17 protein-coding genes are annotated in these 25,465 nt (G+C 66.2%); 9 read left to right on the top strand and 8 right to left on the bottom strand.

The features are described from left to right. Positions 1–105 precede the first annotated feature (105 nt). Together IFT60_RS23010 and IFT60_RS23005 are read left to right on the top strand one after the other, a co-directional pair. Entirely contained in the window at positions 106–3,489 is a 3,384-nt protein-coding gene (locus IFT60_RS23010) for an MHYT domain-containing protein (RefSeq protein WP_192056164.1), read from the top strand. After that, positions 3,489–4,484, top strand: a complete 996-nt coding sequence (locus IFT60_RS23005; RefSeq protein ID WP_192056162.1) for a response regulator — start codon at positions 3,489–3,491, stop codon at positions 4,482–4,484. The genes IFT60_RS23010 and IFT60_RS23005 overlap by 1 nt, the downstream gene beginning before the upstream one ends. Positions 4,485–4,505: 21 nt before the next feature. Here the strand turns inward: IFT60_RS23005 and IFT60_RS23000 are convergent, their stop codons facing one another. From IFT60_RS23000 to IFT60_RS22985, 4 genes are all read right to left on the bottom strand, one after another. Further along, positions 4,506–5,672: a glycosyltransferase family 4 protein gene (locus tag IFT60_RS23000; protein ID WP_192056160.1), complete on the bottom strand. Its 1,167-nt coding sequence runs from the start codon at positions 5,670–5,672 to the stop codon at positions 4,506–4,508. Positions 5,673–5,782: 110 nt separating this feature from the next. Then, positions 5,783–6,757, bottom strand: coding sequence for an NAD-dependent epimerase/dehydratase family protein (locus IFT60_RS22995; RefSeq protein WP_192056158.1), 975 nt, complete (start codon positions 6,755–6,757; stop codon positions 5,783–5,785). Between the two features lie 13 nt (positions 6,758–6,770). Further along, positions 6,771–7,817 carry a GDP-mannose 4,6-dehydratase gene (gene gmd / locus IFT60_RS22990; RefSeq protein WP_192056156.1) on the bottom strand — a complete coding sequence of 349 codons (1,047 nt, stop codon included), beginning with the start codon at positions 7,815–7,817 and terminating at the stop codon, positions 6,771–6,773. A gap of 268 nt (positions 7,818–8,085) precedes the next feature. Further along, the gene (locus IFT60_RS22985) at positions 8,086–10,398 is read right to left on the bottom strand and encodes an NADP-dependent malic enzyme (RefSeq protein WP_192056153.1); all 2,313 of its coding nucleotides are present in this window, start codon (positions 10,396–10,398) and stop codon (positions 8,086–8,088) included. 216 nt (positions 10,399–10,614) lie between these two features. Between IFT60_RS22985 and thiL the strand changes: the two genes are divergently transcribed. Next, positions 10,615–11,583, top strand: a complete 969-nt coding sequence (thiL, locus tag IFT60_RS22980; RefSeq protein WP_192056151.1) for a thiamine-phosphate kinase — start codon at positions 10,615–10,617, stop codon at positions 11,581–11,583. A gap of 193 nt (positions 11,584–11,776) precedes the next feature. Here thiL and IFT60_RS22975 read toward each other — a convergent pair whose 3' ends face one another. Genes IFT60_RS22975 through IFT60_RS22965 form a run of 3 tightly spaced genes read right to left on the bottom strand, consistent with a single transcriptional unit; the run spans position 11,777 to position 16,943 of the window. Continuing rightward, the gene (locus IFT60_RS22975; RefSeq protein WP_192056149.1) at positions 11,777–14,344 is read right to left on the bottom strand and encodes an EAL domain-containing protein; all 2,568 of its coding nucleotides are present in this window, start codon (positions 14,342–14,344) and stop codon (positions 11,777–11,779) included. Further along, complete coding sequence (locus IFT60_RS22970; protein WP_197986438.1) at positions 14,341–16,314, bottom strand: sensor histidine kinase, YfiR-like protein-associated; 1,974 nt, start codon at positions 16,312–16,314, stop codon at positions 14,341–14,343. Before IFT60_RS22970 ends, IFT60_RS22975 begins: the two co-directional genes overlap by 4 nt. Before the next feature lie 41 nt (positions 16,315–16,355). Continuing rightward, a complete protein-coding gene (locus tag IFT60_RS22965; protein ID WP_192056145.1) occupies positions 16,356–16,943 on the bottom strand; it encodes a TOL_0243 family YfiR-like periplasmic protein in 588 nt (195 codons plus the stop codon). A gap of 275 nt (positions 16,944–17,218) precedes the next feature. On the opposite strand from IFT60_RS22965, the gene IFT60_RS22960 reads away from it, so the two are divergent. Genes IFT60_RS22960 through IFT60_RS22945 form a run of 4 tightly spaced genes read left to right on the top strand, consistent with a single transcriptional unit; the run spans position 17,219 to position 22,209 of the window. Further along, the gene (locus IFT60_RS22960) at positions 17,219–17,701 is read left to right on the top strand and encodes a nicotinamide-nucleotide amidohydrolase family protein (protein WP_192056143.1); all 483 of its coding nucleotides are present in this window, start codon (positions 17,219–17,221) and stop codon (positions 17,699–17,701) included. 13 nt (positions 17,702–17,714) lie between these two features. Continuing rightward, the gene (locus IFT60_RS22955) at positions 17,715–18,656 is read left to right on the top strand and encodes a metallophosphoesterase family protein (RefSeq protein ID WP_374001262.1); all 942 of its coding nucleotides are present in this window, start codon (positions 17,715–17,717) and stop codon (positions 18,654–18,656) included. 35 nt (positions 18,657–18,691) lie between these two features. Then, positions 18,692–21,529 (top strand): M16 family metallopeptidase, encoded by a 2,838-nt coding sequence (locus IFT60_RS22950; RefSeq protein ID WP_229511106.1) that lies wholly within the window; start codon positions 18,692–18,694, stop codon positions 21,527–21,529. After that, positions 21,526–22,209, top strand: a complete 684-nt coding sequence (locus IFT60_RS22945) for a class I SAM-dependent methyltransferase (RefSeq protein WP_192056139.1) — start codon at positions 21,526–21,528, stop codon at positions 22,207–22,209. The genes IFT60_RS22950 and IFT60_RS22945 overlap by 4 nt, the downstream gene beginning before the upstream one ends. A 226-nt stretch (positions 22,210–22,435) precedes the next feature. Here the strand turns inward: IFT60_RS22945 and glf are convergent, their stop codons facing one another. Then, the gene (gene glf, locus IFT60_RS22940) at positions 22,436–23,590 is read right to left on the bottom strand and encodes a UDP-galactopyranose mutase (RefSeq protein ID WP_192056137.1); all 1,155 of its coding nucleotides are present in this window, start codon (positions 23,588–23,590) and stop codon (positions 22,436–22,438) included. Between the two features lie 366 nt (positions 23,591–23,956). On the opposite strand from glf, the gene IFT60_RS22935 reads away from it, so the two are divergent. Beyond that, the gene (locus IFT60_RS22935; RefSeq protein ID WP_192056135.1) at positions 23,957–24,277 is read left to right on the top strand and encodes an ArsR/SmtB family transcription factor; all 321 of its coding nucleotides are present in this window, start codon (positions 23,957–23,959) and stop codon (positions 24,275–24,277) included. Continuing rightward, positions 24,274–25,233 (top strand): cation diffusion facilitator family transporter, encoded by a 960-nt coding sequence (locus tag IFT60_RS22930; RefSeq protein WP_192056133.1) that lies wholly within the window; start codon positions 24,274–24,276, stop codon positions 25,231–25,233. Before IFT60_RS22935 ends, IFT60_RS22930 begins: the two co-directional genes overlap by 4 nt. Positions 25,234–25,465: the final 232 nt, after the last annotated feature.

Below are 25,465 nucleotides of genomic sequence, written 5' to 3'. Positions count from 1 at the left end.
CGAAAGTCAGCAAATCAGTAATATCGGAAAGACTTTCCGTACGGAAAATGTCATACTGGCGATGACGCCGCCCGCCCCGGGCGCCCTCTTCTGCCGAAAACCCCCATGTCGCTTTTCATGTTGCCCGACGATCCGTCGCTGCTCAGTTACGGGATCTACGACCCGAAACTCGTCGTTTTGTCGCTGTTGGTGGCGATCTTCGCTTCATGGATGGGTTTGCAGATTGCCGGCCAGGCGCGCCAGCAGACGCGCCAGCGCACCCTGTTCCTGCTCACCGGCAGCCTGGCGCTCGGCGCCGGTGTCTGGGCCATGCACTTCATCGGCATGTTGGCCTTTAATTTGTGCACGCAGGTCGATTACGACCCGATGATCACCATCCTGTCGAACCTGCCGAGCATCGGCGCCTCGTATGTGGCGCTGACCCTGATCGCGCGCGAACGCATCGGTACCGGCAGCCTGCTCGTCGGCGGCGTGCTGGTCGGCGCCGGCATCGGCGCCATGCACTACACCGGCATGGCCGGCATGCGCATGAGCCTGGACCTGCGCTACGATCCTTTCACCTTCGGCCTGTCGATCGTGGTGGCGGTGGTGCTGGCCACGCTGGCCCTGTGGGTGCGTTTCGGCCTGACCCGCCTGCGCCGCATGGGCGAAGGCCAGCGCCTGCTGGTGGCCGCCATCGTCATGGGTTGCGCCATCACCGGCATGCACTACACCGGCATGGCCGCCGCGCGCTTCGTCGGCACGGTCGACCCGAATGCGACGTTCATCACCGACACCACTTTCCTGGCTCTGGCGATCTCGCTGATCACGGTGCTGTTCACGGTCGTGGTGCTGGGTGCGAACGGCTTGCTGCGCTATCGCCAACTGTTCCTCGAACTCTCGCGCAGCGAAGCCTGGATGCGCGCCCTGCTCACCACCACGGTGGACGGCGTGATCACGATCGACCGCGACGGCACGATCGAGGAATTCAACGCCTCGGCCGAGAAAATCTTCGGCTGGCGCCGGGACGAGATCATCGGCAAGAATATACGGTTATTGATGACCGACGCGGAGCGCGCCGACACCGGCGGCGGCCTGCTCGGCTACCTGCGCGACAGCGGCGGCGGCGCCGCGGCCAACAATGCCGAGGTCGAAACGCGGCGCCGCGACGGCAGCCTGGTGCCGCTGCGCGTCGCCGTCGGCCACGCGCGCCTGCGCGAGCGCGAACTGTTCGTCTGCTTCGTCACCGACATCACCGAACGACGCCAGATGGAGACCGCGCTGCGCGCCAGCGAGGCGCAGTTCCGCTCCCTGATCGGCAACATCCCCGGCATCTCGTACCGCAGCCGCATCGAGGGTGCGCATCCGATCGTCTTCATCAGCGACGCCGTCGAGCGCGTGGCCGGCTACCCGGCGCGCGACTTCATCGGCGACCCGCCGGGCGCCGCTGCGCGCCGCAATTTCGGCGCCATGATCCACGCCGCCGACCGTGCGCGCGTGTCCGAGGCGATCCAGGCGGCGCTCGCGCAAGACCGCCCCTACCTGGTCGAATACCGCCTGCTGCACGCCGACGGCAGCACCCGCTGGATGTGGGAAAACGGCACCGGCGTGCGCAACGAGGCGGGCGAACTGGCTTGGCTCGACGGCGTGATCCTCGACATCAGCGAACGCCGTACGATGGAAGACGCGCTGCGCGAGGCCAAGGAGGCGGCCGAGCAGGCCGCCGCCGCGCGCGCGTCTTTTGTGGCCAACATGAGCCACGAGATCCGCACGCCGATGAATTCGATCCTCGGCTTCACCGACGTCCTGCTCGACGGCGAACTGGCGCCGGACCAGCGCCGCCACCTGGATACGGTGCGCAGCAACGGCCGCTCGCTGCTGCGCCTGCTGAACGAAATCCTCGACACCGCGAAACTGGAAAAAGGCGCGGTCGAACTCGAAATCAACGATTTCAATTTGCTGTCCCTGATCGACGAGCTGTCCTCGACGCTGGCGGCCAACGCCCGCACCAAGGGCCTGCAGGTCGACCTCCATTACGACCCGGCGCTGCCGACCAACCTGCGCGGCGACGAGCTGCGCATCCGCCAGGTGCTGACGAACCTGCTCGACAACGCGATCAAGTTCACCGCCGCCGGCAGCGTGGTCCTGCGCGCCGGGCAGCAGGAAGGGATGCTTCACGTCAGCGTGAAGGACACCGGCATCGGGATCGCCCCGGAACGCCTGCAGGCGATCTTCGATCCGTTCACCCAGGCCGACGCCTCGATGACGCGCCGCTTCGGCGGTACCGGTCTCGGCACCACGATCAGCAAGCAGCTGGTGGAATTGATGGGCGGCCGCATCTGGGCCGAAAGCGTGCTAGGCGAGGGCACCACCTTCCACGTGATGCTGCCGCTGGTGGTGGCGCGCTTCGCGCCGCAACAGGCGCGCGTACGCACCGCCGCCGCCCTGCCGCCGCTGCGCGTGCTGGCGGCCGACGACGTGCCGCAAAACCTCGAATTGCTGCAACTGCTGCTGGCGCGCCGCGGCCATACGCTGACGGCGGTCGCGGATGGCGGCGCCGTGGTCGAGATGGCTGCGCGCCAGGAATTCGACCTGGTCCTGATGGACTTCCAGATGCCGGTGCTCGACGGCCTGGACGCCACACGCCGCATCCGTGAACAGGAAACGCAGTCCGGCCGCCCGCGCGTGCCGGTGATCGCGATGACGGCCAGCGTGCTGCCCGAGCACCGCCGCGCCAGCGCGGAAGTGGGCATGGACGGTTTCGCGACCAAGCCGGTCGACTGGGTCGCGCTGTCGCATGAAATCGCGCGTGTGCTCGGCCTGGGTGCCGCCTCCGCCGCCGGCGACGCCGCGCCAGCCCTCGAGCGCCATGTGCTCAACCGCCATGGCGGTGTGCACCGCTGGGGCGGCAAGGAAGACGCCTGGCGCGAAGCGCTCGAACACTTCCACAGCCAGCACGCGCTGCTGCCGCAGTTCCTGCAAGGCTTCCTGGACGGCACCGACTACCCGTCGCTGCGCATGCTCGCCCACAAGGCGCGCGGCGTGGCCGCCAACATCGGCCTCGAACTGCTGGCCGAGGCGCTGGCCGAAGTGGAACAGCTGGCCGAAGGAGACAAGGGCCAGCACCTGGCCGGTGTCGCCCTGCTGCCCGACGCGCTGGCGCGCGCCGCGGCAGCGCACGCCGCGGCGCTGCTGGCGATCCGCGCCGAACGCCCTGCCGCCGGCCGGGCGCCGGCGGCGCCGCCAAGCGCGGCCGACCTGCCGCGTGCGCTGCGTAGCGGCCGCCTGCTGGGCGTGGCGCTCGCGCGCGGCGCGCTCGACGACGCCGCGCTGGCCGGCCTGGCCGCCGCGCTGTCCGGGCATCCGGCCGCCGCCCACGTCACGCAAGTGCAGGCGGCGCTGTCCGATTTCGATTTCGACCTCGCCCAGCAGCAGCTGGACGCCGTACTTACCGCGATCATCTCCGCACTCGGCGAGCACGATGACACTACACCACAGGAAACGATGTAATGAGCACTACCAGTAACAAGCCGCTGATCCTGGCGGTCGACGACGAAGCGAGCAACCTGCAACTGCTGCGCCAGATCCTGCAAGACCACTACCGCCTGCTGTTCGCAAAGGACGGCGCCCGCGCGCTCGAACTGGCGAACAAGGAACGCCCCGACCTGGTGCTGCTCGACGTGATGATGCCGGGCATGAGCGGCTACGAAGTGTGCGCGGCCCTGAAAGCCAACCCGTTCACCGCGCCGATTCCGGTGGTGTTCGTGACGGCGCTGTCCGACACCGCCGATGAACTCGAGGGTTTCGACGCCGGCGCGGTCGACTACATCACCAAGCCGATCAGCCCGCCGGTGGTGCGCGCGCGCGTGCGTACCCACCTGTCGCTGGTGCGGATGGAGGAACTGAAAGCCTCGCGCCTGGCGATCGTCCAGCGCCTCGGCCTGGCGGCCGAGTACAAGGACAACGAGACCGGCCTGCACGTGATCCGCATGAGCCATTTCGCGCGCCTTCTCGGCCTGGCCGCCGGGATGACGGAACAGGAAGCCGACGACCTGCTGCACGCCGCGCCCATGCACGACGTCGGCAAGATCGGCATCCCCGACCGCATCCTGCAAAAGGCCGGACCGCTCGATGCCGACGAATGGAAGGTGATGCAGAGCCATGCGACGATCGGCGCCGAGATCATCGGCGAACACGGCGACGGCATGCTGCGGCTGGCGCACCAGATTGCGCTGACCCACCACGAAAAATACGACGGCAGTGGCTATCCGAACGGCCTGGCCGGCGATGCGATCCCGCTCACCGGCCGCATCGTCGCCATTGCCGACGTGTTCGACGCCCTGACCTCGGTGCGCCCGTACAAACGCGCCTGGACCGAAGAGGAAGCGGTCGCGCACATGGTGCAGCAGAAGGGCAAGCATTTCGACCCGGCGCTGATCGACCTGTTCGTCGGCCAGTTGCCGGCGATCCGCGCCGTGCGCGAGCGCTGGGCCGAAGCGGCGTAAGGGTCGTGGCCAGTGCGCCGGCTATTCCGGCTTGGCCGGATGGGCGCCCAGCGGGGCGAGCGCCGGCTGCGCCGCATGGCGCGCGATGACTTCGCGGTAGAGCGCCGTGTAACCGGCCGCCATCTGCCCGGCCGTAAACACCGTCCGGAAGCGGGCCGCGGCACGCGCCCCCATGGCGCGCGCCAGCGCCGGATTCTCCCACAGCGTGCGCATGGCGGCGCGCAGCGCCGGCGCGTCGTCCGGCGGCGTCACCAGCCCGGTCTTGCCATCGATGTTGATGTAGGTGGTGCCGCTGCCGATCTCGCACGAGATCATCGCTTTGCCGAACATCGCTCCTTCCAGCAGTGAAATGCCGAAGGCTTCCGAGCGCAGGTGCGAGGGGAAAGCCATCGCGTAGCACAGGCTCAGCAGGGCAACCTTGTCGTCGTCGCTGACGGCGCCGGTAAACAGTACGTTCTTCAATCCCAGGCGTGCGGCTTGTACCTTCAGGGCCGCTTCTTCCGGCCCCGTGCCGGCGATGACGACCGGATAGCCAGTGTCTTTCACCGCCTCGAGCAGCACGTGCAGGCCCTTGTAATAGCGCAGCACGCCGACGAACAGGAAGAACTTCGGGCCGAGCCGCTCGCGCCAGTGCGCCATCCGTGCCGGATCGGGCTGCGGATAGGTGGACTGGTCGAGGCCGTAGGTGATGACGCGGGTCTTGTCGGCGTAGCGTTCCAGTACCGCCGACGACGCCAGGTAATTCGGCGAGGCCGCGACGATGGCGTCGACGCTGCCCAGGAAACGCTGCCTGAGCGGCTGGTACAGGCGCAACAGTTTTTTCTGGCGCACGATGTCGGAGTGATAGCTCACCACCGTCGGCTTGTTCACGCGCGCCAGGAAGTGGGCCAGGTCCATGAACGGCCACGGGAAGTGGTAATGCACGACGTCGGCCTGCGCCGCCAGGCGCGCCAGCGCGCCGAGCGAGGCCAGCGAGCAGCCGTTCGAGGCAAATTCGAAATCGAGCGGCACGCGCTGCACGGTATGGCCGTCGAAGACGATCGGCGCCAGGTTCTTCTCGCGCGAGAGCGACAGCACCGTGTTGGTCACCCCGAGGCGGCCGGTGCCGACGCACAGCTGGCGGATGACTTGTTCGATACCGCCGATGCTGTCAGGGAAATAGGTTTTGTAAAAGTGAAGAACGCGCATAGGTGCGATCGGAAAAGAACAGGTCCGCGCCCGCAGCGTCGTCGTCGCTCTGGGCCTGATGCATTCGGACACTGAACTGTCCATGGTCAACCTTCCAGGGTTACGGGCGTCTAGCCCTGCAGCATCCAGCGCAAGGTCTCTGCCAGAGGGGGCGGGTCGAGCGGCCCGATCACCCCGGCCAGTTTCGCATTGCTGCCCGACAGCGTCAGGACATCGTTGGCGCGCACGAACGCGGGATTGACCTGCACCTCGATGCGGTAGCCGGCAATCCCGGAAGCCAGGTCGATGACCTCGGCCAGCGAATTGCTGCGCCCTGAACAGATGTTGAAAGCCTCGCCGCGTGGCGCCGCCGCGAGGAGCCTGCGGTAGCTGCGCGCCACCATGCGTACGTCGGAAAAGTCGCGCGAGATCGCCAGGTTGCCCAGTTCGATGCTGCGTTCGCGGCGGCGAAAATGCGCGACGATCTTTGCCAACAGAAAATTGTCGCTCTGCCCTTGGCCGGTATAGTTGAATGGACGCACGATAACTATCGGCAACTTGTCCATCCACAGGCGCGCCATGTATTCCATGGCCAGCTTGCTGACGGCGTAATCGTTGGCCGGCGCCGGCGCCACGTTTTCGTCGATGACGGCGACGTCGGCGTTGCCGTAGATATTCGCCGACGAGGCCAGCTGCACGCTCGAGGCCTTGTGGCGTGCGCCTGCCAGCGCTTCGAGCAGGTTGCGGGTGCCGACCACGTTGACGCGGTAGATCTGTTCGGCGTCGGTGTGGGCGACGAAGGCAATGCCGGCCAGGTGCACCACGACGTCCGGCTGCACCTGTTCGACCATGGCGCCGACGGCCGCGCGGTCGCACAGGTCGACCGCCAGCACATCGGTACCGAGATCGTTGCCCGGCCTGACAGTGCCGAATACTCGGTACCCGGCCGCCGCCAGCTCGCGCGCCACGTAATAACCGGTGAAGCCGCGCAGGCCGGTGACCAGGGCGCGCTTGCCCTCGCCTTCGCGCAGGTCGGTTTCAAGCTGGAGGTCGGTGTGTGGATCGGCCCCTGAGCCAGGATTCAGGTCGGACTTGGAAGCGAGCATCGTGCCGCCCATGTCAGAAAGAAAAACCCCGGGCGTTACGGCGCAGGTCGGCCTCGACCATCATCTGGCACAGCTCCTCGAGCGTCGTCTTCGGTTCCCAGCCCAGCTCGCGCTTCGCCTTCTCCGGATTGCCGATCAGCAGGTCGACTTCGGCCGGACGGTAGAACTTCGGCACGGTGCGTACCAGGATCTGGCCGCTGCGGGCGCAGCGTCCCGTTTCGTTCTCGCCGCTGCCGCTCCATTCGACTGCGACGTCGACGGCCCGGAAGGCCATCGTGACGAAATCGCGCACGGTCTCGGTGCGGTTGGTGGCCAGCACGTAGGTGCCGGGCTGGTCGACCTGCAGCATGCGCCACATGCCGTCGACGTATTCCTTGGCAAAGCCCCAGTCGCGCTTGGCGTCGAGGTTGCCCAATTCGAGCAGGTTGAGCTTGTTCTGGACGATCTTGGCGACCGCATCGGTGATCTTGCGCGTGACAAACTCGCGGCCGCGCAGCGGCGACTCGTGGTTGAACAGGATGCCCAGGGAACCGAAGATGCCGTAGCTCTCGCGATAATTGATCGTCATCCAGTGCGCGTACAGCTTGGCCACGCCATACGGGCTGCGCGGGTAGAACGGCGTGTCCTCGGCCTGCGGGATGGCCTGCACCTTGCCGAACATTTCCGAGGTCGACGCCTGGTAGAAACGGACCTTCGGGTTAACCAGGCGGATCGCCTCGAGCAGGTGCACGGCGCCCAGGCCGGTGATCGATGCGGTCGTCAGCGGCTGGTCGAAGGATACGCCGACGAAACTTTGCGCCGCCAGGTTGTACACCTCGTCGGGTTCCGCATTCTGGATCAGGCGCAGGCTCGACGCCAGGTCGGTCAGGTCGTACTCGACCAGGGCCAGGTTCGGGTGGGCCTGGATGCCCAGTTCCTCGATACGCCAGAAATTGGTGGAACTGGCGCGGCGGAACGTGCCCGTGACGTGATAACCCTTTTCCAGCAACAGTTGAGCAAGATAGGAACCATCCTGCCCGGTAATCCCAGTGATGACGGCTCTTTTAGTTGTTTTTTGCATAATTTGTATTCTCGATGAGTTTCGTACATACAAATATTGACCAGACAACCTTACATTGTTACGGCGGACTTTGGCCAGGCAAAGCGATACAGAGTAGGAAAAATGAGCAAATTACACACATTATTCGCCGGGATGACGCTCCGGCGGAAGACGCTTACGGATTGTTACTTGTTTGGACACGAAAAAACAGGCGAGCACGCTCGCCTGTGAGTCCACTCAATAATCGACGAATCGGACTGAACTTTTAGCAGCCCGATCGTCATGCAGATCAGCGGTTCGACACCGCGTCGACCACGCACAGCGCGGTCATGTTGACGATGCGGCGCACCGTGGCCGACGGCGTCAGGATGTGCACCGGCTTGGCGCAGCCGAGCAGCACCGGTCCGACCGCGATGCCGTTGCCGGCCGCCGTCTTGAGCAGGTTGTAGGCGATGTTGGCCGAGTCGATGTTCGGCATCACCACCAGGTTGGCGTCGCCCTTGAGCGTCGATTGCGGCATCAATTTCGCGCGCAGCTTCGAATCGAGCGCGACGTCGCCGTGCATCTCGCCATCGATCTCCAGGTGCGGCGCCTTCTGCTGCACCAGCGCCAGCGTGGCGCGCATCTTCTGCGCCGACTCGCTGTCGGAAGTGCCGAAGTTCGAATGCGACAGCAGCGCCACGCGCGGTGCGATGCCGAAACGTTCCAGCTCCTCGGCCGCCATCATCGTGATCTCGGCCAGCTCGGCGGCGCTCGGGTTGTCGTTGACGTGGGTATCGACCATCGCGATCTGGCGCTCCTCGGTGATCACGAAGTTCATCGCCGCATACACGTTGGCGCCGGCGCGCTTGCCCAGCACCTTGTCGATGAAGTCGAGGTGGGTCCAGGTGGTGCCGTAGGTGCCGCAGATCATGCCGTCGGCGTCGCCCTTGTGGATCATCATCGCGCCGATCAGCGTATGGCGGCGGCGCATCGCCAGTTTCGCCATGTCCACGGTGACACCCTTGCGCATCACCATCTGGTGGTACGTCTGCCAGTAGTCGCGGTAGCGCTCGTCGAAGTCGGGGTTGATGACGTCGAAATGCACGCCCAGCTTCAGGCGCAGGCCGAACTTCTCGATGCGCTGCTCCAGCACGGCCGGGCGGCCGACCAGGATCGGACGCGCCAGCTTCTCGTCGACCACCACCTGCACCGCGCGCAGCACGCGTTCGTCCTCGCCTTCGGCATACACGATGCGCTTGAGTTCCGGCGGGGTGCTTTTCGCCACCTGGAACAAGGGCTTCATGAACGAGCCGCTGCGGTACACGATCTGCTGCAGGCTTTCGGCATAGGCGTCGAGATCGGCGATCGGACGGGCGGCGACGCCGCCTTCCATCGCGGCCTTGGCCACCGCCGGCGCGATATGGGTCAGCAAACGCGGATCGAACGGCATCGGGATCAGGTATTCCGGGCCGAACGACAGGTTGTTGATGCCGTAGGTGGTCGCCACCACGTCCGACTGCTCGGCATGCGCCAGGTCGGCGATCGCGTGCACGACGGCGATTTCCATCTCGCGCGTGATCGTCGTCGCGCCGCAATCGAGGGCGCCGCGGAAGATGTACGGGAAGCACAGCACGTTGTTGACCTGATTCGGATAGTCCGAACGGCCAGTGGCGATGATGACGTCGCCGCGCACCGCTTTCGCGTCTTCCGGCAGGATTTCCGGGTTCGGGTTGGCCAGCGCCAGGATGATCGGATTCGGCCCCATCTGCGCGACCATTTCCGGCTTCAATACGCCGCCGGCCGACAGGCCGAGGAAGATATCGGCGCCGGGGATGATGTCCGACAGGGTCCGGTGCTCGGTCTCCTGCGCGAAGCGTTCCTTGTCCGGGTCCATCAATTCGGCGCGGCCTTTATAGACGACGCCGGCCAGGTCGGTCACAAAAATGTTCTCGATCGGGAAGCCGAGGTCGACGATCAGGTCGAGGCAGGCCAGGGCCGCCGCGCCGGCGCCGGAGACGACCAGCTTGCAGTGTTTGATGTCCTTGTTGACCACCTTCAAGCCATTGAGGATGGCGGCGCCGACGATGATCGCGGTGCCGTGCTGGTCGTCGTGGAAAACCGGGATCTTCATCCGCTCGCGCAGCTTGCGCTCGATATAAAAACACTCGGGCGCCTTGATGTCTTCCAGATTGACGCCACCGAAGGTAGGCTCGAGCGCAGCGATGATGTCGACCAGTTTATCCGGATCGTTCTCGGCGATCTCGATGTCGAAGACGTCGATGGCGGCGAACTTCTTGAAGAGGACGCCCTTGCCTTCCATGACCGGCTTCGAGGCCAGCGGGCCGATGTTGCCCAGGCCGAGCACGGCGGTGCCGTTCGAGATCACGGCCACCAGGTTGCCGCGCGACGTGTATTTGTACGATGCCGCCGGGTCCTTGACGATCTCTTCGCAAGGCGCCGCGACGCCCGGCGAATAGGCCAGGGCCAGGTCGCGCTGGTTCAGCAGGCCCTTGATCGGCGTGACGCTGATCTTGCCCGGACGTGGGAACTGGTGGTATTCGAGCGCTGCGGTCCGAAGTTGTTGGCGCAGTTCTTCTTTTTTGTCCGATGACGAATCCATGCTGTGCAGCCTTCCTGAACTTAGAGGGGAACCTCCAATTTTATCAGACTGACTCTTATAGCAGACTACGTATTTTCCACGCCTAAGGATTCCATAAGCTTTTCTTATACAACACCCACAAACATCAGCAAACCCGATACTCGCAACGAAGCGTAGCCTGGGCTCTCGAGCCCAGGACTGCAACGCATGCAAGCCCGCAGCCCGGTAGAATGGCCCATGCTTTCCGAATTCGACCTTATCAAACGATACTTCCGCCGTGCCCGCACCGGCAACGCCGTGCTCGGCATCGGCGACGATTGCGCCCTGCTGGCGCCCTCCCCCGGCATGCAGACGGCGATCTCGACCGACCTGCTGGTCGAAGGCCGCCATTTCTTCGCCGGCGCCGATGCCCGCATGCTGGGCCATAAAAGCCTGGCCGTGAACCTGTCCGACCTGGCGGCGATGGGCGCGAAGCCGGTCGCCTTTACGCTGGCGCTGTCGCTGCCCGGCGCCGACCCGGAGTGGCTGGAGGCTTTCTCCACCGGGATGTTCGCGCTGGCGGACCTGCACGACTGCGAACTGATCGGCGGCGACACCACGCGCGGCCCGCTGGCGATCTGCATCACCGTGTTCGGCGAGATCGCCCCCGGCCACGCCTTGCGCCGCGACGCCGCCCGCGCCGGCCACGACCTCTGGATCTCGGGCACCCTCGGCGACGCGCGCCTGGCCCTGGCCGGCTACTGGAAGGAGATCGCGCTCGACCCCGAGGTCCTGGCGCTGGCCGCCCCGCGCATGCACCAGCCGACGCCGCGCGTCGAACTCGGACGCGCCCTGAGCGCCCTGCCGATCGGGCATGCGGCGCTCGACATCTCGGACGGCCTGGTGGGAGACTTGCAGCACATCCTCGACGCCTCCAAGGTCGGCGCCACGCTGGACGTCGACGCCCTGCCCGCCGGCCCGGCGCTGGCCGGGCAAGCGCTGGCGCTGCGGCGCCGTTTCACGCTCGCCGGCGGCGACGATTACGAACTCTGCTTCACCGCGCCGGCGTCCCAGCGCGACGCCGTGATCGCGGCGGCCGGATCGGCGAACACGCCGGTCACGCGCGTCGGCACCATCGATGCGCAGCCGGGATTACGCTTCGTCGATGCGGCGGGCAAGGCCCTGGAGATGGATGTGCAGGGGTGGGATCACTTCAGCGGCGAGTAACGCGTTTACAAGCACGCATCCGCTTGACCCGTAGGGTGGGCGGCTACACCCGGCCGTGTGATGTGCTGCGGCTTGAATGCCGCCCACGCGTTCAACCGGACCATGAAACCTCGCGACAACACACTGCTGCTGTTGAACGCGTGGGCGGCGCCACTGCCGCGGACATGCACTGTCCGGGGTATAGCCGACCACCCTACGAACCGGTCCTCGGCACCCGCCGATCGTCATACGGCCCATGCTCCATCCAGTAATGCCGGAACGCCAGCCGCACGTTGTTGCGCAATTCCGTATCGTTCCACGGCTTCGTATAAAACTTGTAGATCGCGCCGCGGTTGATCGATTCGAGTATGGTCTTGACGCCCGTGTAGCCGGACAAAATGATCCGCATCGTGTCCGGATACATCTCCTTGACCTTGCTCAGGAATTCGGTGCCGCTCATGGCCGGCATGCGCTGGTCGCACATCACGACCTGCACCCGGTACAGCGCCAGCAGTTCGAAGGCCTCGCTCGGGGTCGGCGCGGTCAGGACCCGGTAATTGTCGCGCCGTAGCAGGCGGTGCAGCGCACTGAGGGTGTCGACGTCGTCGTCGACCACCAGGATCGTCTGTACCCGGCTATCGTCGAACGCTTCGCGGTCCGGCGCCTCGCGGTTCTTGCGGACCAGCTGCGCCAACTGGCCTGCCGGCAGCGCGCGCGAAAAGTGGAAGCCCTGGATCTCGTCGCAGCGGTGGCGCCGCAAATACGCCATCTGGGCGCGCGTCTCGACGCCCTCGGCGATCACCTGCATGTGCAGGCTGTGCGCCATGCTGACGATGGCCAGCGCGATGGCCGCGTCGTCCGGGTTGGTGACGATGTCGCGCACGAAGGCGATGTCTATTTTCAGCTTGTCGATCGGGAAGCGTTTCAGATACGCCAGGCTCGAGTACCCGGTGCCGAAGTCGTCGATCGCGATGCGGATGCCGAGCTTCTTGAGCCGTTCGAGCACCTCGATGGTGCGCTCGGCATTGGTCATCAGCGCGCTTTCGGTCAGTTCCAGTTCCAGCATGCCCGGCTCGATGCCGTGGCGTTCGATCGCGGCGCGCACCACGCTTTCGAGGTCGCCCTCGACGAACTGGCGGCTCGACACGTTCACCGCCACCCGCACGTCGCGGATGCCCTGTGCCTGCCACTCGGCGATCTGGCGGCAGGCCTCGTCGATGATCCAGTCGCCGATGCGCACCACCATCCCGGTCTCTTCCAATACCGGCACGAATTCGGCCGGATACACCAGGCCGTGGCCGGGCCGGTTCCAGCGCAGCAGCGCCTCCACGCCGCACACGCGGCCGGTGGACAGGTCGAGCTTGGGCTGGTAGTGCAGCACGAACTGACCGCCTTCGAGCGCGCCGCGCAGCGCCACCTCGAGGTCGAGCCTGGCCAGCACCTGCACGTTCATGCCGGCGGTGAAGAAGCGGTAGCCGTCGCGGCCCGCTTCCTTGGCGCGCACCATCGCGGTGTCGGCATATTTCACCAGCGTGCTCGGCTCGACCGCGTCGTCGGGATACATGGCGATGCCGATGCTGGCGGTCATGGCCGCCTGCTGGCCCTCCAGGTCGAACGGCGCGCGCAGGGATTCGCGGATCTCGTTGGCCAGGTGCGCCGCCTCGTCCTGCTGCTCGCGCGTCATGCTGAGGATGACGGCGAATTCGTCGCCGCCCAGGCGCCCGACCGACCCGCGCTGCTCGCGCACCCGCACCAGCCGATCGCTGAACTGGCGCAGCAGCTCGTCGCCCCGCTTCGGCCCCAGCGAATCATTGACGATCTTAAAACGGTCGAGCGTGATGAACAGCACCGCCACGCGCCAGGCCTTGTCTTGCGCCAGCTCGATCGTCTCGCGCAGGTTCTGGAAGAACAGCGTGCGGTTCGGCAGGCCGGTGAGCGCATCGAAGCTGGCCAGGTGCTTTAAATGCTGCTGCGCCTGCAGGCGTTCGCTAATGTCGCGCGCCACGGCAATCAGGAGCTTGCTCGAGCCAGCCTCGGTCCACTGCCAGCTGATCTCGACCGGCACCGCGCCTTCTCCGCCGGCGCGCAGCAATTCGGTCTCGGCGATGTCGGTCTCGTGCGCGGCGCCATTGGTGGCCAGGTGGCGCTCCAGTTGCACCTTCGTCGTCAGTCCCAGCGCCACCGGATCGATGCGCAGCAGCGCCTCGCGCGAAAAGCCGAGCATGCGGCAGGCGCCGTCGCTCACGTCCACCAATGCCAGGCTGGCCGCGTCGATCAGGAAGATGCCGTCGCTGGTCGCATCCATGGCGCTCCTGAAGCGCCCCAGCGCGGCGGTGCGTTCGCGCACCGTGCGCTCCAGGCGCGCGCCGTATTCGCGCGACTCGCGGTGCATCAGGCGCACCTCCAGCAGGTTGCGGATGCGCGTCATCACCTCGACCGTGTCGAGCGGCTTGCCGATAAAATCGCGCGCGCCCGCTTCCAGCACGGCCAGCTTCTTGTCCGGTTCGGCCGTCACCACCAGCACCGGCAGCCAGGATTCGCTTTCCAGCGGTTTTAAGGCTTCCATCACCTGGAAGCCGTCCATGTGCGGCATGTGCAGGTCGAGGATGATCAGGTCGAAGCGGTATTTCAGGTGCAGCGACACCACCTGGCGCGGGTCGGTCGTGCTGTGCACGTTTTCGTAGCCGGTGGTCTTTAACAAGTACTCGAGCAGCTGCACGTTGACCGGCTGGTCGTCCACCACCAGTACCCGCGCGCGGCGCACGTCGGCTGGCGTGATCATGCCGCACCTCCCTCGGCGTTGCCATGCCGGTGCGCCAGCGCGACGTCGATCACCTCGTTGAACTGGTCGATGTCGATCGGCTTGGTGAGATAGCGGAAGAAGCCGGCCGCAATGCCGCGCTCGACGTCGCGCGGCATCGCGTTCGCCGTCAGCGCGATCACGGGAATGTCTTTCGTGGCCGGCTCGCGCTGGAGCTGCGCCAGCACTTCCAGGCCGCTCATGCCGGGCAGGTTCACGTCCATCAATATGATCTCGGGGTGGTGGGCGCGCGCCAGCGACAGCCCGAGCGGGCCGTCGCCGGCGGCCAGCAGGCGCAGGTCAGGGCGGAAGCGCACGATTTCCTCTACCAGTTTCAGGTTGGCCGGATTGTCCTCGACATACAGCAGCAGGTGCGATGCGTCGCTCGCGCCGGTCGCAGCAGCCGCCTCGCGCTGCACACCCGCGTTCGCGTTCGTCGTCAGCGGCGCCGTCGTGCCCAGCTCGATCGTAAACACGCTGCCCACGCCGGGGCTGCTCGACACATCGATCGTGCCGTCCATCAGCTCGACCAGGCGGCGCGTGACGACCAGGCCGATGCCGGTGCCTTCCTGGGCGCCCGCTTCCTGGCCGAGCCGGTTAAATGGCTGGAACAGGTTGTCGACCTGCTCGGGACGCAAGCCCATGCCGGTGTCCTGGATCGAGATGCGCAGGCGGTTCGGGCCAGCCTGCGCGCAGTCGAGCACCACGGCGCCGGCGTCGCGGTTGTACTTGATGGCGTTCGACAGCAAATTGAGCAGCACCTGCTTCAGGCGCGTGCGGTCGGCCAGCAGCACCGCGCCGACCTGCTGCGGGAACAGCATGCGGATGCCGCGCGCCGCCGCCAGCGGTTCGATCATGCTCTGGCATTCGTCCAGGATCTCGCCCAGTGCGACCGGCTCCATCGACAGCGTGATGGTGCCCGACTCGACCTTGGCCAGGTCGAGGATCTCGTTGATGAGCGTGAGCAGGTGGCGTCCCGATTTGAGGATGTGGCTGGCGAATTCCTTCTTTTGCGCCTCGCTGGTCGGCAGCGATTGCGAGGTCAGGATCTGGGCAAAGCCGAGGATCGCATTCAGCGGCGTGCGCAGCTCGTGGCTCATCGACGAGAGGAAGGCCGATTTCGCCTGGTTCGCCTTGCGCGCCTCGTCGATCGCGTTGGCCAGTTCGGCGTTCGCCAGCGCCAGCTGCAGCGTGCGTTCGTCGACGCGCTGCTCGAGCTGCTCGTTCAGGCGCATCACTTCCTGCTGGCTGCGCGAGCGCTCGGCCTCGCCGCGCACGATGGCGGCGTTCGAGTCTTCCAGTTCGCGCGTGCGCTGCTCGATCTCGGTCAGCATCGCATTGAACGAGTCGGCCAGCTCGGCCGCCTCGTCGTCGCCGACGCGCGGCGCACGGCGCGAATAATCGCGCGTGGCGACGACGTCGCGCGCGATCTCGGTGACGGCGACGATCGGCGCCGTGATCACCCCGCCCATGCGCCGCATGACGAGCCAGGCCGTGCCCATGGCCAGCAGCATCACCCCGAGCGCAATGGCGAGATAGTCGAGCGTGCGCGCCAGCATGCGGTTCTCGGCGCGCAGCCAGACGGTGCCGACCGTCTCGCCGTTTTCGACGATCGGCCGGAACAGCGCCACGTACTGGCCGTCGCTCTGCACGCCGGCGCTTTGCGGCCGCGGCGGAAAGACGCCGGCCTCCTTGCGCGCCGAATACGAAGCGAACAGGCGGCCGGTCTCGTCGTAGATGGCGGCCGCCTCGACGATCGGCCGGGTGCGCAGCAGCGCCAGGTTTTCGCCCGCCAGGCGCGGGTCGTCGAAGGCGAGCGCAGCCGAGGTCATGTGTCCGACCAGTTCGGCCTGGGTCGAGAGGTCGTTCAGCAGCGAGCGGTGGTAGCTGCGCAGGTCGTAGGCGATGATCAGGCCGACCGACACCAGTAGCGCGGCGAAGGTGGTGGCCATCACGACCACCACCAGTTTCTTGCGGATCGAGGTGCGCGGGTTCACGAAGCCCCCGTCACGCGCAGGGCGGCCGCCAGCAGGCGCGCGCTGATGCGCAGGCGGCTCGGGGCCACCTGGCCGAGCGCCACTTCGAAGCGCAGGCGCTCCTCGGCCACGACGAAGCGGATCATGCCGGCCGGCGTATCCGCCAGCGCGTCGGCGGCGTCGCTGACGGTCAGCAGCGGCAAGCCGCGCGCCCCGGCCAGCAGCGCGGCGCCGTCAAGGCCGGCGCCATACAGCATGTGCAGGCCGGCGGGCGCATCGCCGCGCTGCAGGCGCCGCACGGCGAGCGGGTGGCCGCCCACGCTACGCCTGGCGGCCACCTGCTCGAGCTGATCCGCCAGCGCATCGTTGCCGGCCACGCCGATCAGCAGCGGGCTGTCGGGCCGGGCGAAGGCGGACGCCGGCCAGTCGACGAAACCGGCGAATTTGACCAGGTAGGCGGCTTTTACCTGGAGTTCGAGGCGGGCGTCGGCCTGCGCCGGCTGCGCACAGGCCAGCAGCCACAGCGCGAGGATGAGCGGGTGTACGCAACGCACGGCCCGGATGGCGAGCGCCATCACGATAGGACCGGTTCTATCCGGGAGCACGTGAAAAATGCAGGCGGCATAAGAGTTCTGTTGAATAAAAGAAACGCGGCGGAAACCGCCGCGTTGCAGGATAGCAGTCCGACTCTTGCTCGTGTCGCACGGGACATTTCTTCTACAAGACTTACCCTCGCTGGCTGTGGCATTCCGACAGCCCGGCCGGGAACGCATGCAAGTTTGCCACACCGGTCCGCAGCGCGGCGCGCTAGAATGAATCACGCGCGACCACCCGCTGTCGCGCCGCCGGGTGCGCCCGGCGCCACCTGAAGGAGCCGCACGTGACGAACGACTTGATCGATCTTGCAACGAAAGTGGGCATGGCGCTGCAGGCCAAGCGCCTGGTGCTGGCAACGGCCGAATCCTGTACCGGCGGCGGCGTGTCGCAGGCCGTCACCGAAATCGCCGGCTCGACCGGCTGGTTCGAATGCGGCTTCGTGACCTATTCGAATTCCTCGAAAACGGAACTGCTCGACGTGCCGGCGGCGCTGATGGCCCAGTTCGGGTCGGTCAGCGAAGAAGTCGCGGGCGCCATGGCCGAGGGCGCATTGGCCAACAGCAACGCCGACGTCGCCGTCTCCACCACCGGCATCGCCGGCCCGACCGGCGCGGTACCGGGCAAGCCGGTCGGCACGGTCTGTTTCGGCTGGGCACGCGGCGACAGCACCCACACCGAGCGCCTGGTGTTCCAGGGCGACCGCCAGGCCGTGCGCGAGCAGACCGTGGCGCATGCGCTGCGCGGCCTGTTGCGTTTTATTGAATAGTGGGGCGAACATAGTGCGTCGGCCGGGCGCCGCCTGGCGCGCGGCGCTGCTGCTCGCCTGCGCGCTCGGCACGGCAGCGGAAAGCATCGGGGCCGCACCTGCCGCGTCTGCGGACGCCCCCGACATCCAGACCGTTTACGCCGTCGGCGACATCGCCCGCTGCAAGCACCCCGACCCGCGCTGGTCGGGCGCTGCCGACACGGCCGCCGTGGTCGGCGCTGGCCTGGCCGCCGACCCGCAAGCCGTCGTGCTGACCCTGGGCGACCACACCTATCCGCGCGGCACCGCCGCCGAATTCGCCGGTTGCTACGATCCGACCTGGGGCCGCTTCAAGGAGCGCACCTGGCCTTCTCCCGGCAACCACGAGTACTACACGAAAGATGCGGCGCCCTACTTCGCCTATTTCGGCGAACGCGCCGGGCGCGGCTACTACAGCCTGCGCCTGGGCCAGTGGCGCATCTATTCGCTCGACAGCAACCTGAAGGGCGCCGCCCAGGCGCGCCAGCTGGCCTGGCTGAAAGACGAGCTGGCCCACGAACCCGCAGCCGGTGCCGTGGCGCCCTGCACGCTGGCATTCTGGCATCATCCCCTGTACAGTTCGGGCGGCCACGGCAGCGTGCCGACCATGCGCGCCGCCTGGGTGCTGTTGCAGCAGGCCGGCGCCGAGCTGGTGTTGTCCGGCCATGACCACGACTACGAGCGCTTCGCACCGCAGGACGCGCACGGAAACGCCGATCTGCGCGGCCTGCGCCAGTTCGTGGTCGGCACCGGCGGCGCCTATCCGACGCCTTTCCTGCGCTGGCGCGCCAACAGCGAAACCCGTGACGCCAGCCGCAACGGCGTGCTGCGCCTGCGGCTATATGCGGGCGGCTACGACTGGGAATTCCTGGAAGCGACCCCACCTCAGCTACCGAACGCCTCGCCGCCCGACCGTGGCAGCGCTCGCTGCCACTGATTGAACTGCATTACCCACTTCTTTTGGAGCATTACATGAAAACCCGCCCACTGTTTGCCGCATCGCTGCTGATGGCCGCCCTCAACGGCGCCGGCGCGCAGGGTGGCGGGGGCAGCGCCGCCAGTTCGGGGGCGGCCACCGAAACGACCTTGCCCGGCATCCCGGACATCGCCTTCGACAAATACACGCTGCCGAACGGCTTGCAAGTCATCCTGGTCGAAGACAAGCGGCTGCCGCTGGTGGCGGTGAACGTCTGGTACCACGTCGGCCCGGCCAACGAAGTGCCGGGACTGACCGGCTTTGCTCACCTGTTCGAGCACATGATGTTCGCCGGCAGCAAGCACCTGCCGCGCGGCCTGGCCGACCGCCTGATGGAAGGCGCCGGCGCCAGCGACAGCAACGGCAGCACGGATTACGACCGCACCAATTACTACGACACCGTGCCCTCGAACCAACTGGAACTGGCGCTGTGGGTACACGCCGACCGCATGGGCTACCTGCTCGACGTGCTGGACCAGAAGTCGCTCACCAACCAGCAGGACGTGGTGCGCAACGAACGGCGCGACACGGTCGAGAACGAACCCTATGGGATCGTCGAAGAAGCGCTGAACCAAGCGCTGTTCCCGCAAGACCACCCCTATCGCGCCTCGGTGATTGGCTCGCACGCCGACATCCAGAACGCGAAACTGGCCGACGTGCGCGACTTTTTTACGCGCTACTACGGCCCGAACAACGCCAGCGTCGTGATTGCCGGCGACATCGACAAGGTGAAAACGCGCGCCCTGGTGGCGAAATACTTCGGCAGCCTGCGCCGCGGCCCGGCCGTCGAGCGGCCGCAAGTGAAAACGCCGCCGATCACCGCCGAGCGCCGCCTGGTGGTGCCGGACCGGGTCGAGCTGCCGCGCGTGTATATGGGCTGGCTCACGCCGCCCGCTTACCAGCCGGACGACGCCGAACTGGCGGTCGCCGCGCAAATCCTTGCCGGCGGCAAGTCGAGCCGGCTCTATAAATCGCTGGTCTACGAAAGCCAGATCGCTCAGGACGTCGACGCCAACCAGGATGCACGCGCGCTCACCTCCGCCTTCCTGATCGAGGTGACGGCGCGCGCCGGCCACACCCCGGTCGAACTCGAAAAGGCGATCGACGCCGAATTGGCGGCCCTGCGCGACCACGGCCCGACCGAAGCCGAAGTCACGCGCGCGCGCAACCAGATCGAAACGGCGATCGTCAGCTCGCTGGAAAAACTGGGCGGCGACGGCCTGGCCGACCAGCTCAACCACTACAACCAGTACACGGGCGATCCCGGCTACCTGGCGCAGGACGTGGCGCGCCTGCGCAGCATCACGGCGGCCGACGTCCAGCGCGCGGTGCGCACCTGGCTGCAGCCGCGTGCGCGCGTGCTGGTCGCCGGCGTGCCCGGCATTCCCGACCTGCCGCCCGATCCGCCGGCGCCAAAGCCGCCCAAGTCGCGCCCCGGCCACGGCATCGGCGGCATCAACGAAGCCGAAGCCTGGCGCGCGCAAATGCCGACAGCGGGACCTGCCCCGCGCATGAAGCTGCCGCAAGGCGAAAGTTTTAAACTCGCCAACGGCCTGACCATCATCCACCACTACAACCCGGCGCTGCCGCTGGTCTCGGCCGAACTGGTGGTGCGCAGCGGCTCGGACGCCAATCCGCCTGCGCTACCCGGCCTGGCCGGCTTCACGGCGCAGATGCTGACCGAAGGGACCGCCACGCGCAGCGCGCCGCGCATCGCCGACGAAATCGCGCAACTGGGCGCCTTCATGGATGCCGACAGCAGCACCGGCGGCTCCAGCGTGGCGCTACTGTCGCTGCGCGCCAACTTCGACGCCGCACTTGCCGTGCTGGCCGACGTCGTGCAGCACCCCGCCTTCCCGACCGCGGAAGTCGAGCGCCAGCGCGCCAGCCGCCTGGGCGACCTGATGCAGCAGCGCGACGACCCGGAACTGATCGCGGCGCTGGCCGCCGCCGGCGCCCTGTACGGCCCGCGCCACCCGTATGGCTACGGCCAGCTGGGCACCGAACCGGCGATCCGCGCCGTCACGCGCGACGACCTGATCGGCTTCTGGCGCCGTCACTACGTGCCGGGCAATGCGGCGCTGGTAGTGGCGGGCGACATCGCGCAGGGTGATTTGAAAGCCTTGGCCGAGGCGCGTTTCGGTGCCTGGAAGAGCGCCCCGGTGCCGCCGCCGGCGGCCGCCACCCCGGCCACGACGGCAGCCCGGGTGGTGCTGGTCGACCAGCCCGGCGCCGGCCAGACGGCGCTGCGTTTGACTGCGCTGGCCGCCGAGCGCAAGACGCCGCTGTATCCGGCGCTCGAGGTGATGAACGCCGCCTTCGGCGGCCTGTTCACCAGCCGCATCAACCAGAACCTGCGCGAAGACAAGGGTTATACCTATGGCGTCTACTCGGGTTTCAGGTATGACCGCGCGCCGGGCCCCTTCATCATCGCCGGCAGCGTGCGCGCCAACGTGACGGGCGCCTCCGTGACCGAATTGTTAAAGGAAGCGCAAGCGATGATCGACCAGCCGCTGGCGCCGGCCGAACTGGCGGGTGCGCGCAATGCCGAACTGCTGTCGCTGCCCAATCGATTCGAGACGAACGCCGACATCGGCGCCAGCCTGGCCGAAGCCTTTGTGTTCGACCTGCCGCTCGATTACTACAGCGCCCTGCCGGCGCGCCTGGCGGCCGTCAGCGCGGCCGACGTGCAGGCGGCGGCCAAGCGCTACCTCGATCCGGCCCGGCTGACGGTCGTCGCCGTGGGCGAGCGCAAGAAGATCGCGGCGCAGCTCGACAAGCTGAAACTGGGACCGGTCGAGGTGCGTGATAGTGAAGGTCAACTGCGGCCATGACGAAGGAATCCAGTGCGTTGACCGACGAGCGCATCCTGCAATCCTGGTCGCGCAACAGCGATCCGTGGGTCGCCGCCGTGCGCGGCAAGGAGATTGCCAGCCGCGCGCTCGCGACGGACGCGGCCATCGTCGACGCCGTGCGCTCCTGCGCGCCGCGCACTGGCGTCGACCTCGGCTGCGGCGAAGGCTGGCTGGTGCGTGCGCTGCCGGAAGTCAGCATGGTCGGCGTCGATGCGATCGCCGGACTGGTCGAGGCGGCGCGGGCTGGCGGTGGCGGCGAGTTTCGGGTGATGTCGTATGAAGAGATCGCGGCCGGCCGCTTGCAGCTCGCGGTCGATGTCGCCGTCTGCAATTTCTCGCTCATCGGCGAGGCCGCGACGGCCGGCCTGCTGCGCGCGGCGCCGAGTTATTTGCGCCCCGGTGGCACGCTGATCGTGCAAACCGTGCATCCGCTGGTGTCCTGCGGCGATGCGCCGTATGTCGACGGCTGGCGCGAAGGCAGCTGGGCCGGCTTCAGCAGCGATTTCAACGATGCCCCTCCCTGGTATTTCCGCACGCTGGCGAGCTGGATTACCTTGTTCGTCGACAGCGGCCTGCGTATCACAAGCCTGCGCGAGCCGGTGCATCCCGACACCGGCAAGCCGGTGTCCTTGATCCTGATGGGCCAGCTGCCCGGTTAACACCCTCGTAGGGTGGGAACTTGTGCCCACGCGGTACGGCCGGTGAGAGTCCGCGACCTCCTGGCAATCGCTAACGGTTATTACCAGCGTTATACCAGCGCATCGGCACGACCGCGTGGGCACGAGTGTCCACCCTACGGTGCACAAGCGTCATCAACATTTTTTGCGGTATCACGGGCGTAAAAAAGCCCGTCATCTGACGGGCTGGTGCTTGGCGTAATTACATTTACGCCAGCGGGTCAATCACGAACGCCGGCATCTGCGCCTTCTCCTGCGCGCACGCCAGGAATTTATCCGCCGTGATCAGCGCTTCATTGATCGTGACGTCCATGTCCAGGTAGCGGTAGGTGCCGAGGCGGCCGACGAAGGTGACGTTCGGTTCCTTTTTCGCCAGGTTGACGTACAGCTCGAGCTGCTGCTTGTCGCGCGCCAGGCGGATCGGGTAGTACGGGATGTCCTTCTCTTCGCACTGGCGGCTGTATTCCTTGTAGCAGATCGTCTTTTCGTGCTTTTCCCACGGCGAGAAGTGTTTATGTTCGGTGATGCGGGTATAGGGCTGGGCGTCGTCGCAGTAGTTGATGACCGCGTTGCCCTGGTAGTCGCCGGTGGCGCGGAAGGTTTCGAAGTCGAGCGTGCGGTATGGCAGGCGGCCTTCGGCGTGCTTGAACCAGGCGTCGATCGGGCCGCTGTAGAAGACGTGTTCGTACTCGGACTTCAGGTCCGGGTCGAAACGGGTGTTCAGGTGCACGGTCACGCCTGGCACGTTGATGATGTTCTCGACCAGCGCGGTGTAACCGTCGGCCGGCATGCCCTGGTATTTGTGGCTGAAATAATTGTCGTCGTAGTTGAAGCGCACTGGCAGGCGCTTCAGGATGCTGGCCGGCAGTTCGCTCGGCTCCAGGCCCCACTGCTTGACCGTATAGGTCTTGAAGAAGGCTTCGTACAGTTCGCGGCCGACGAAGCGCAACGCCTGCTCTTCGAAGGTCTGCGGGTCGACGATCGACTTGTCGCCCAGCGAGGCCAGGAATTCTTCCGCTTCGGCCGGACCCATCGTTTTATTGAAGAACTGGTTAATCGTCAGCAGGTTGATCGGCAAGGTGAATACCTGGCCCTTGGTGATGGCTTTGACGCGGTTCACGTAAGGCTTGAATTCGGCGTAGCGGTTCACGAATTCCCAGGCACGCTCGTTGTCGGTGTGAAAGATGTGCGGGCCGTACACGTGCAGCATGACGCCGGTTTCGGCATCGCGCTCGGAGTGGCAGTTACCTGCGATGTGGGAACGCGATTCGAAGACTTCGACGGTATAACCAGCTGCGGCAAGCTGATTGGCAATCACAGCTCCGGAAAATCCAGCGCCGACAATGGCGATTTTCTTGTTCATGTGTGTCTATCCTAAACTGTTGATTGGTGATGAACGCGGGAGGCACAGGCCAACGACCGGCTGGACCGGGCCCTCAAATATATTTCCGTGTTACTTCAAATGACGGCCGACAAATAGCACCGCACTACGTCGATTTGCTGAGCGTTAGAAATTTTCTTATGTCACGATTCGACAGTGCCTGGCCGTTCTATTTATTAATACACCGACAATTATATGCTGACCTTCGGGTTTACCCCTGTTCGATTGACAGGGGTTGCGCAGCCTGCCGAACTCGGCCGAAACGCGCACCCAGACTGGGTTTCAGCAGACATTGACTTGCCGAACCGGGCAGTCTGATCTAACATGTGAACATCTATTCACATGTTAATGATGACCAAACCCGACACTTCCGACGACGCCATCGACCAGCTGGCCGACCTGTTCCATTTGCTGGGCGATCCGACCCGCCTGCGCATCGTGCTGGCCTGCCTGGCGCAGCCGACGGCGGTAGGCGAGATTGCCGCCACCTTGACGCTGTCGAGCTCGCTCGTCAGCCACCACCTGCGCCTGCTGCGCGCGGCGCGCATCGTGAAAGCCGAGCGCCAGGGCAAGCAGGTGTTCTATGCCGCCGCCGACGCCCACATCAGCACCCTGCTTGCCACCATGTTCGAGCACATTGCCGAACCCACCAACGGAATGGACGCATGAGCCACGAGCACAGCCACGATCACCACGATCACCAGCATGGCCACCACCACAGCCACGGCCATGGCCACCATCACCACCACGTCCCCGAGCCCGGCCACGGGCGCGCGTTTGCGCTGGCGATCGGCATCAATACGATCTTCGTCGCCATCGAATTCGTCTACGGGTTCCTCGCCAACTCGACGGCGCTGATGGCCGACGCCGGCCACAACCTGTCCGACGTGCTGGGGCTGGTGCTGGCCTGGGGCGCGGCGGTGCTGGCCAAGCGCGCCCCGAGCGCGCACTACACCTATGGCCTGCGCAGTTCGTCGATCCTGGCGGCGCTGGGCAATGCCTTGCTGTTGCTGTTCGCCTGCGGTGCGATCGCCTGGGAAGCCCTGCACCGCTTCGCGGCGCCGGCGCCGGTGGAAGGCGTCACCGTGTCGGTGGTGGCGGCGATCGGCGTGGCCATCAACGGCTTTTCGGCCTGGCTGTTCATGGCCGGCAGCAAGGGCGACCTGAACATCCGCGGCGCCTACCTGCACATGGCGGCCGACGCCGCGATCTCGCTGGGGGTAGTGATCTCGGGCCTGGTCATCATGGGCACCGGTTGGACCTGGCTCGACCCGCTGGTGAGTCTGGTGATCGTGCTGGTGATCGTGATCGGCACCTGGTCGCTGCTGCGCGAATCGCTGCGGCTGGTGATGGCGGGCGTGCCCGCGAACGTCGATGCGGCCGCGATCGACCGTTTTCTTGCCGCGCAGCCCGGGGTGGCCGGCGTGCACGACCTGCACATCTGGGCGATGAGCACGACGGAAACGGCGCTGACCGCGCACCTGGTGATGCCGGAGGGTTATCCGGGGGACGCCGCGATCGACAGGATCGCGACGACGTTGCGCGAGGATTTTGCCATTGGTCACTGCACGCTGCAGGTGGAGCAAGGGACTTTGCAGCACCGGTGTGCGCTGGTGGATGTGTGATTCGATTTGGCTGAGACCGTTTTGTTGACCGCGGCGCACCGTAGGGTGGACTCCTGAGTCCACGCGTTACGTATGCAGACCCGTGAAGCGAACTATGCGCACGTACGCGGAAGATGGGCGAGGTTATGCCGCAGCGTACGCACGTAACGCGTGGGCTCGGGAGCCCACCCTAACGGTCATTGCGAGCGGCGCCACCCCGGAGCATGAAAGAGAATAGAGGTGGAAGGCAACG

Origin of the sequence: Massilia sp. CFBP 13721, assembly GCF_014842025.1 — a bacterium.
GTDB lineage: Bacteria > Pseudomonadota > Gammaproteobacteria > Burkholderiales > Burkholderiaceae_D > Telluria.
Note: the sequence above shows the minus strand (reverse complement) of the source record. Positions and strands in the feature narration are given on the sequence as shown.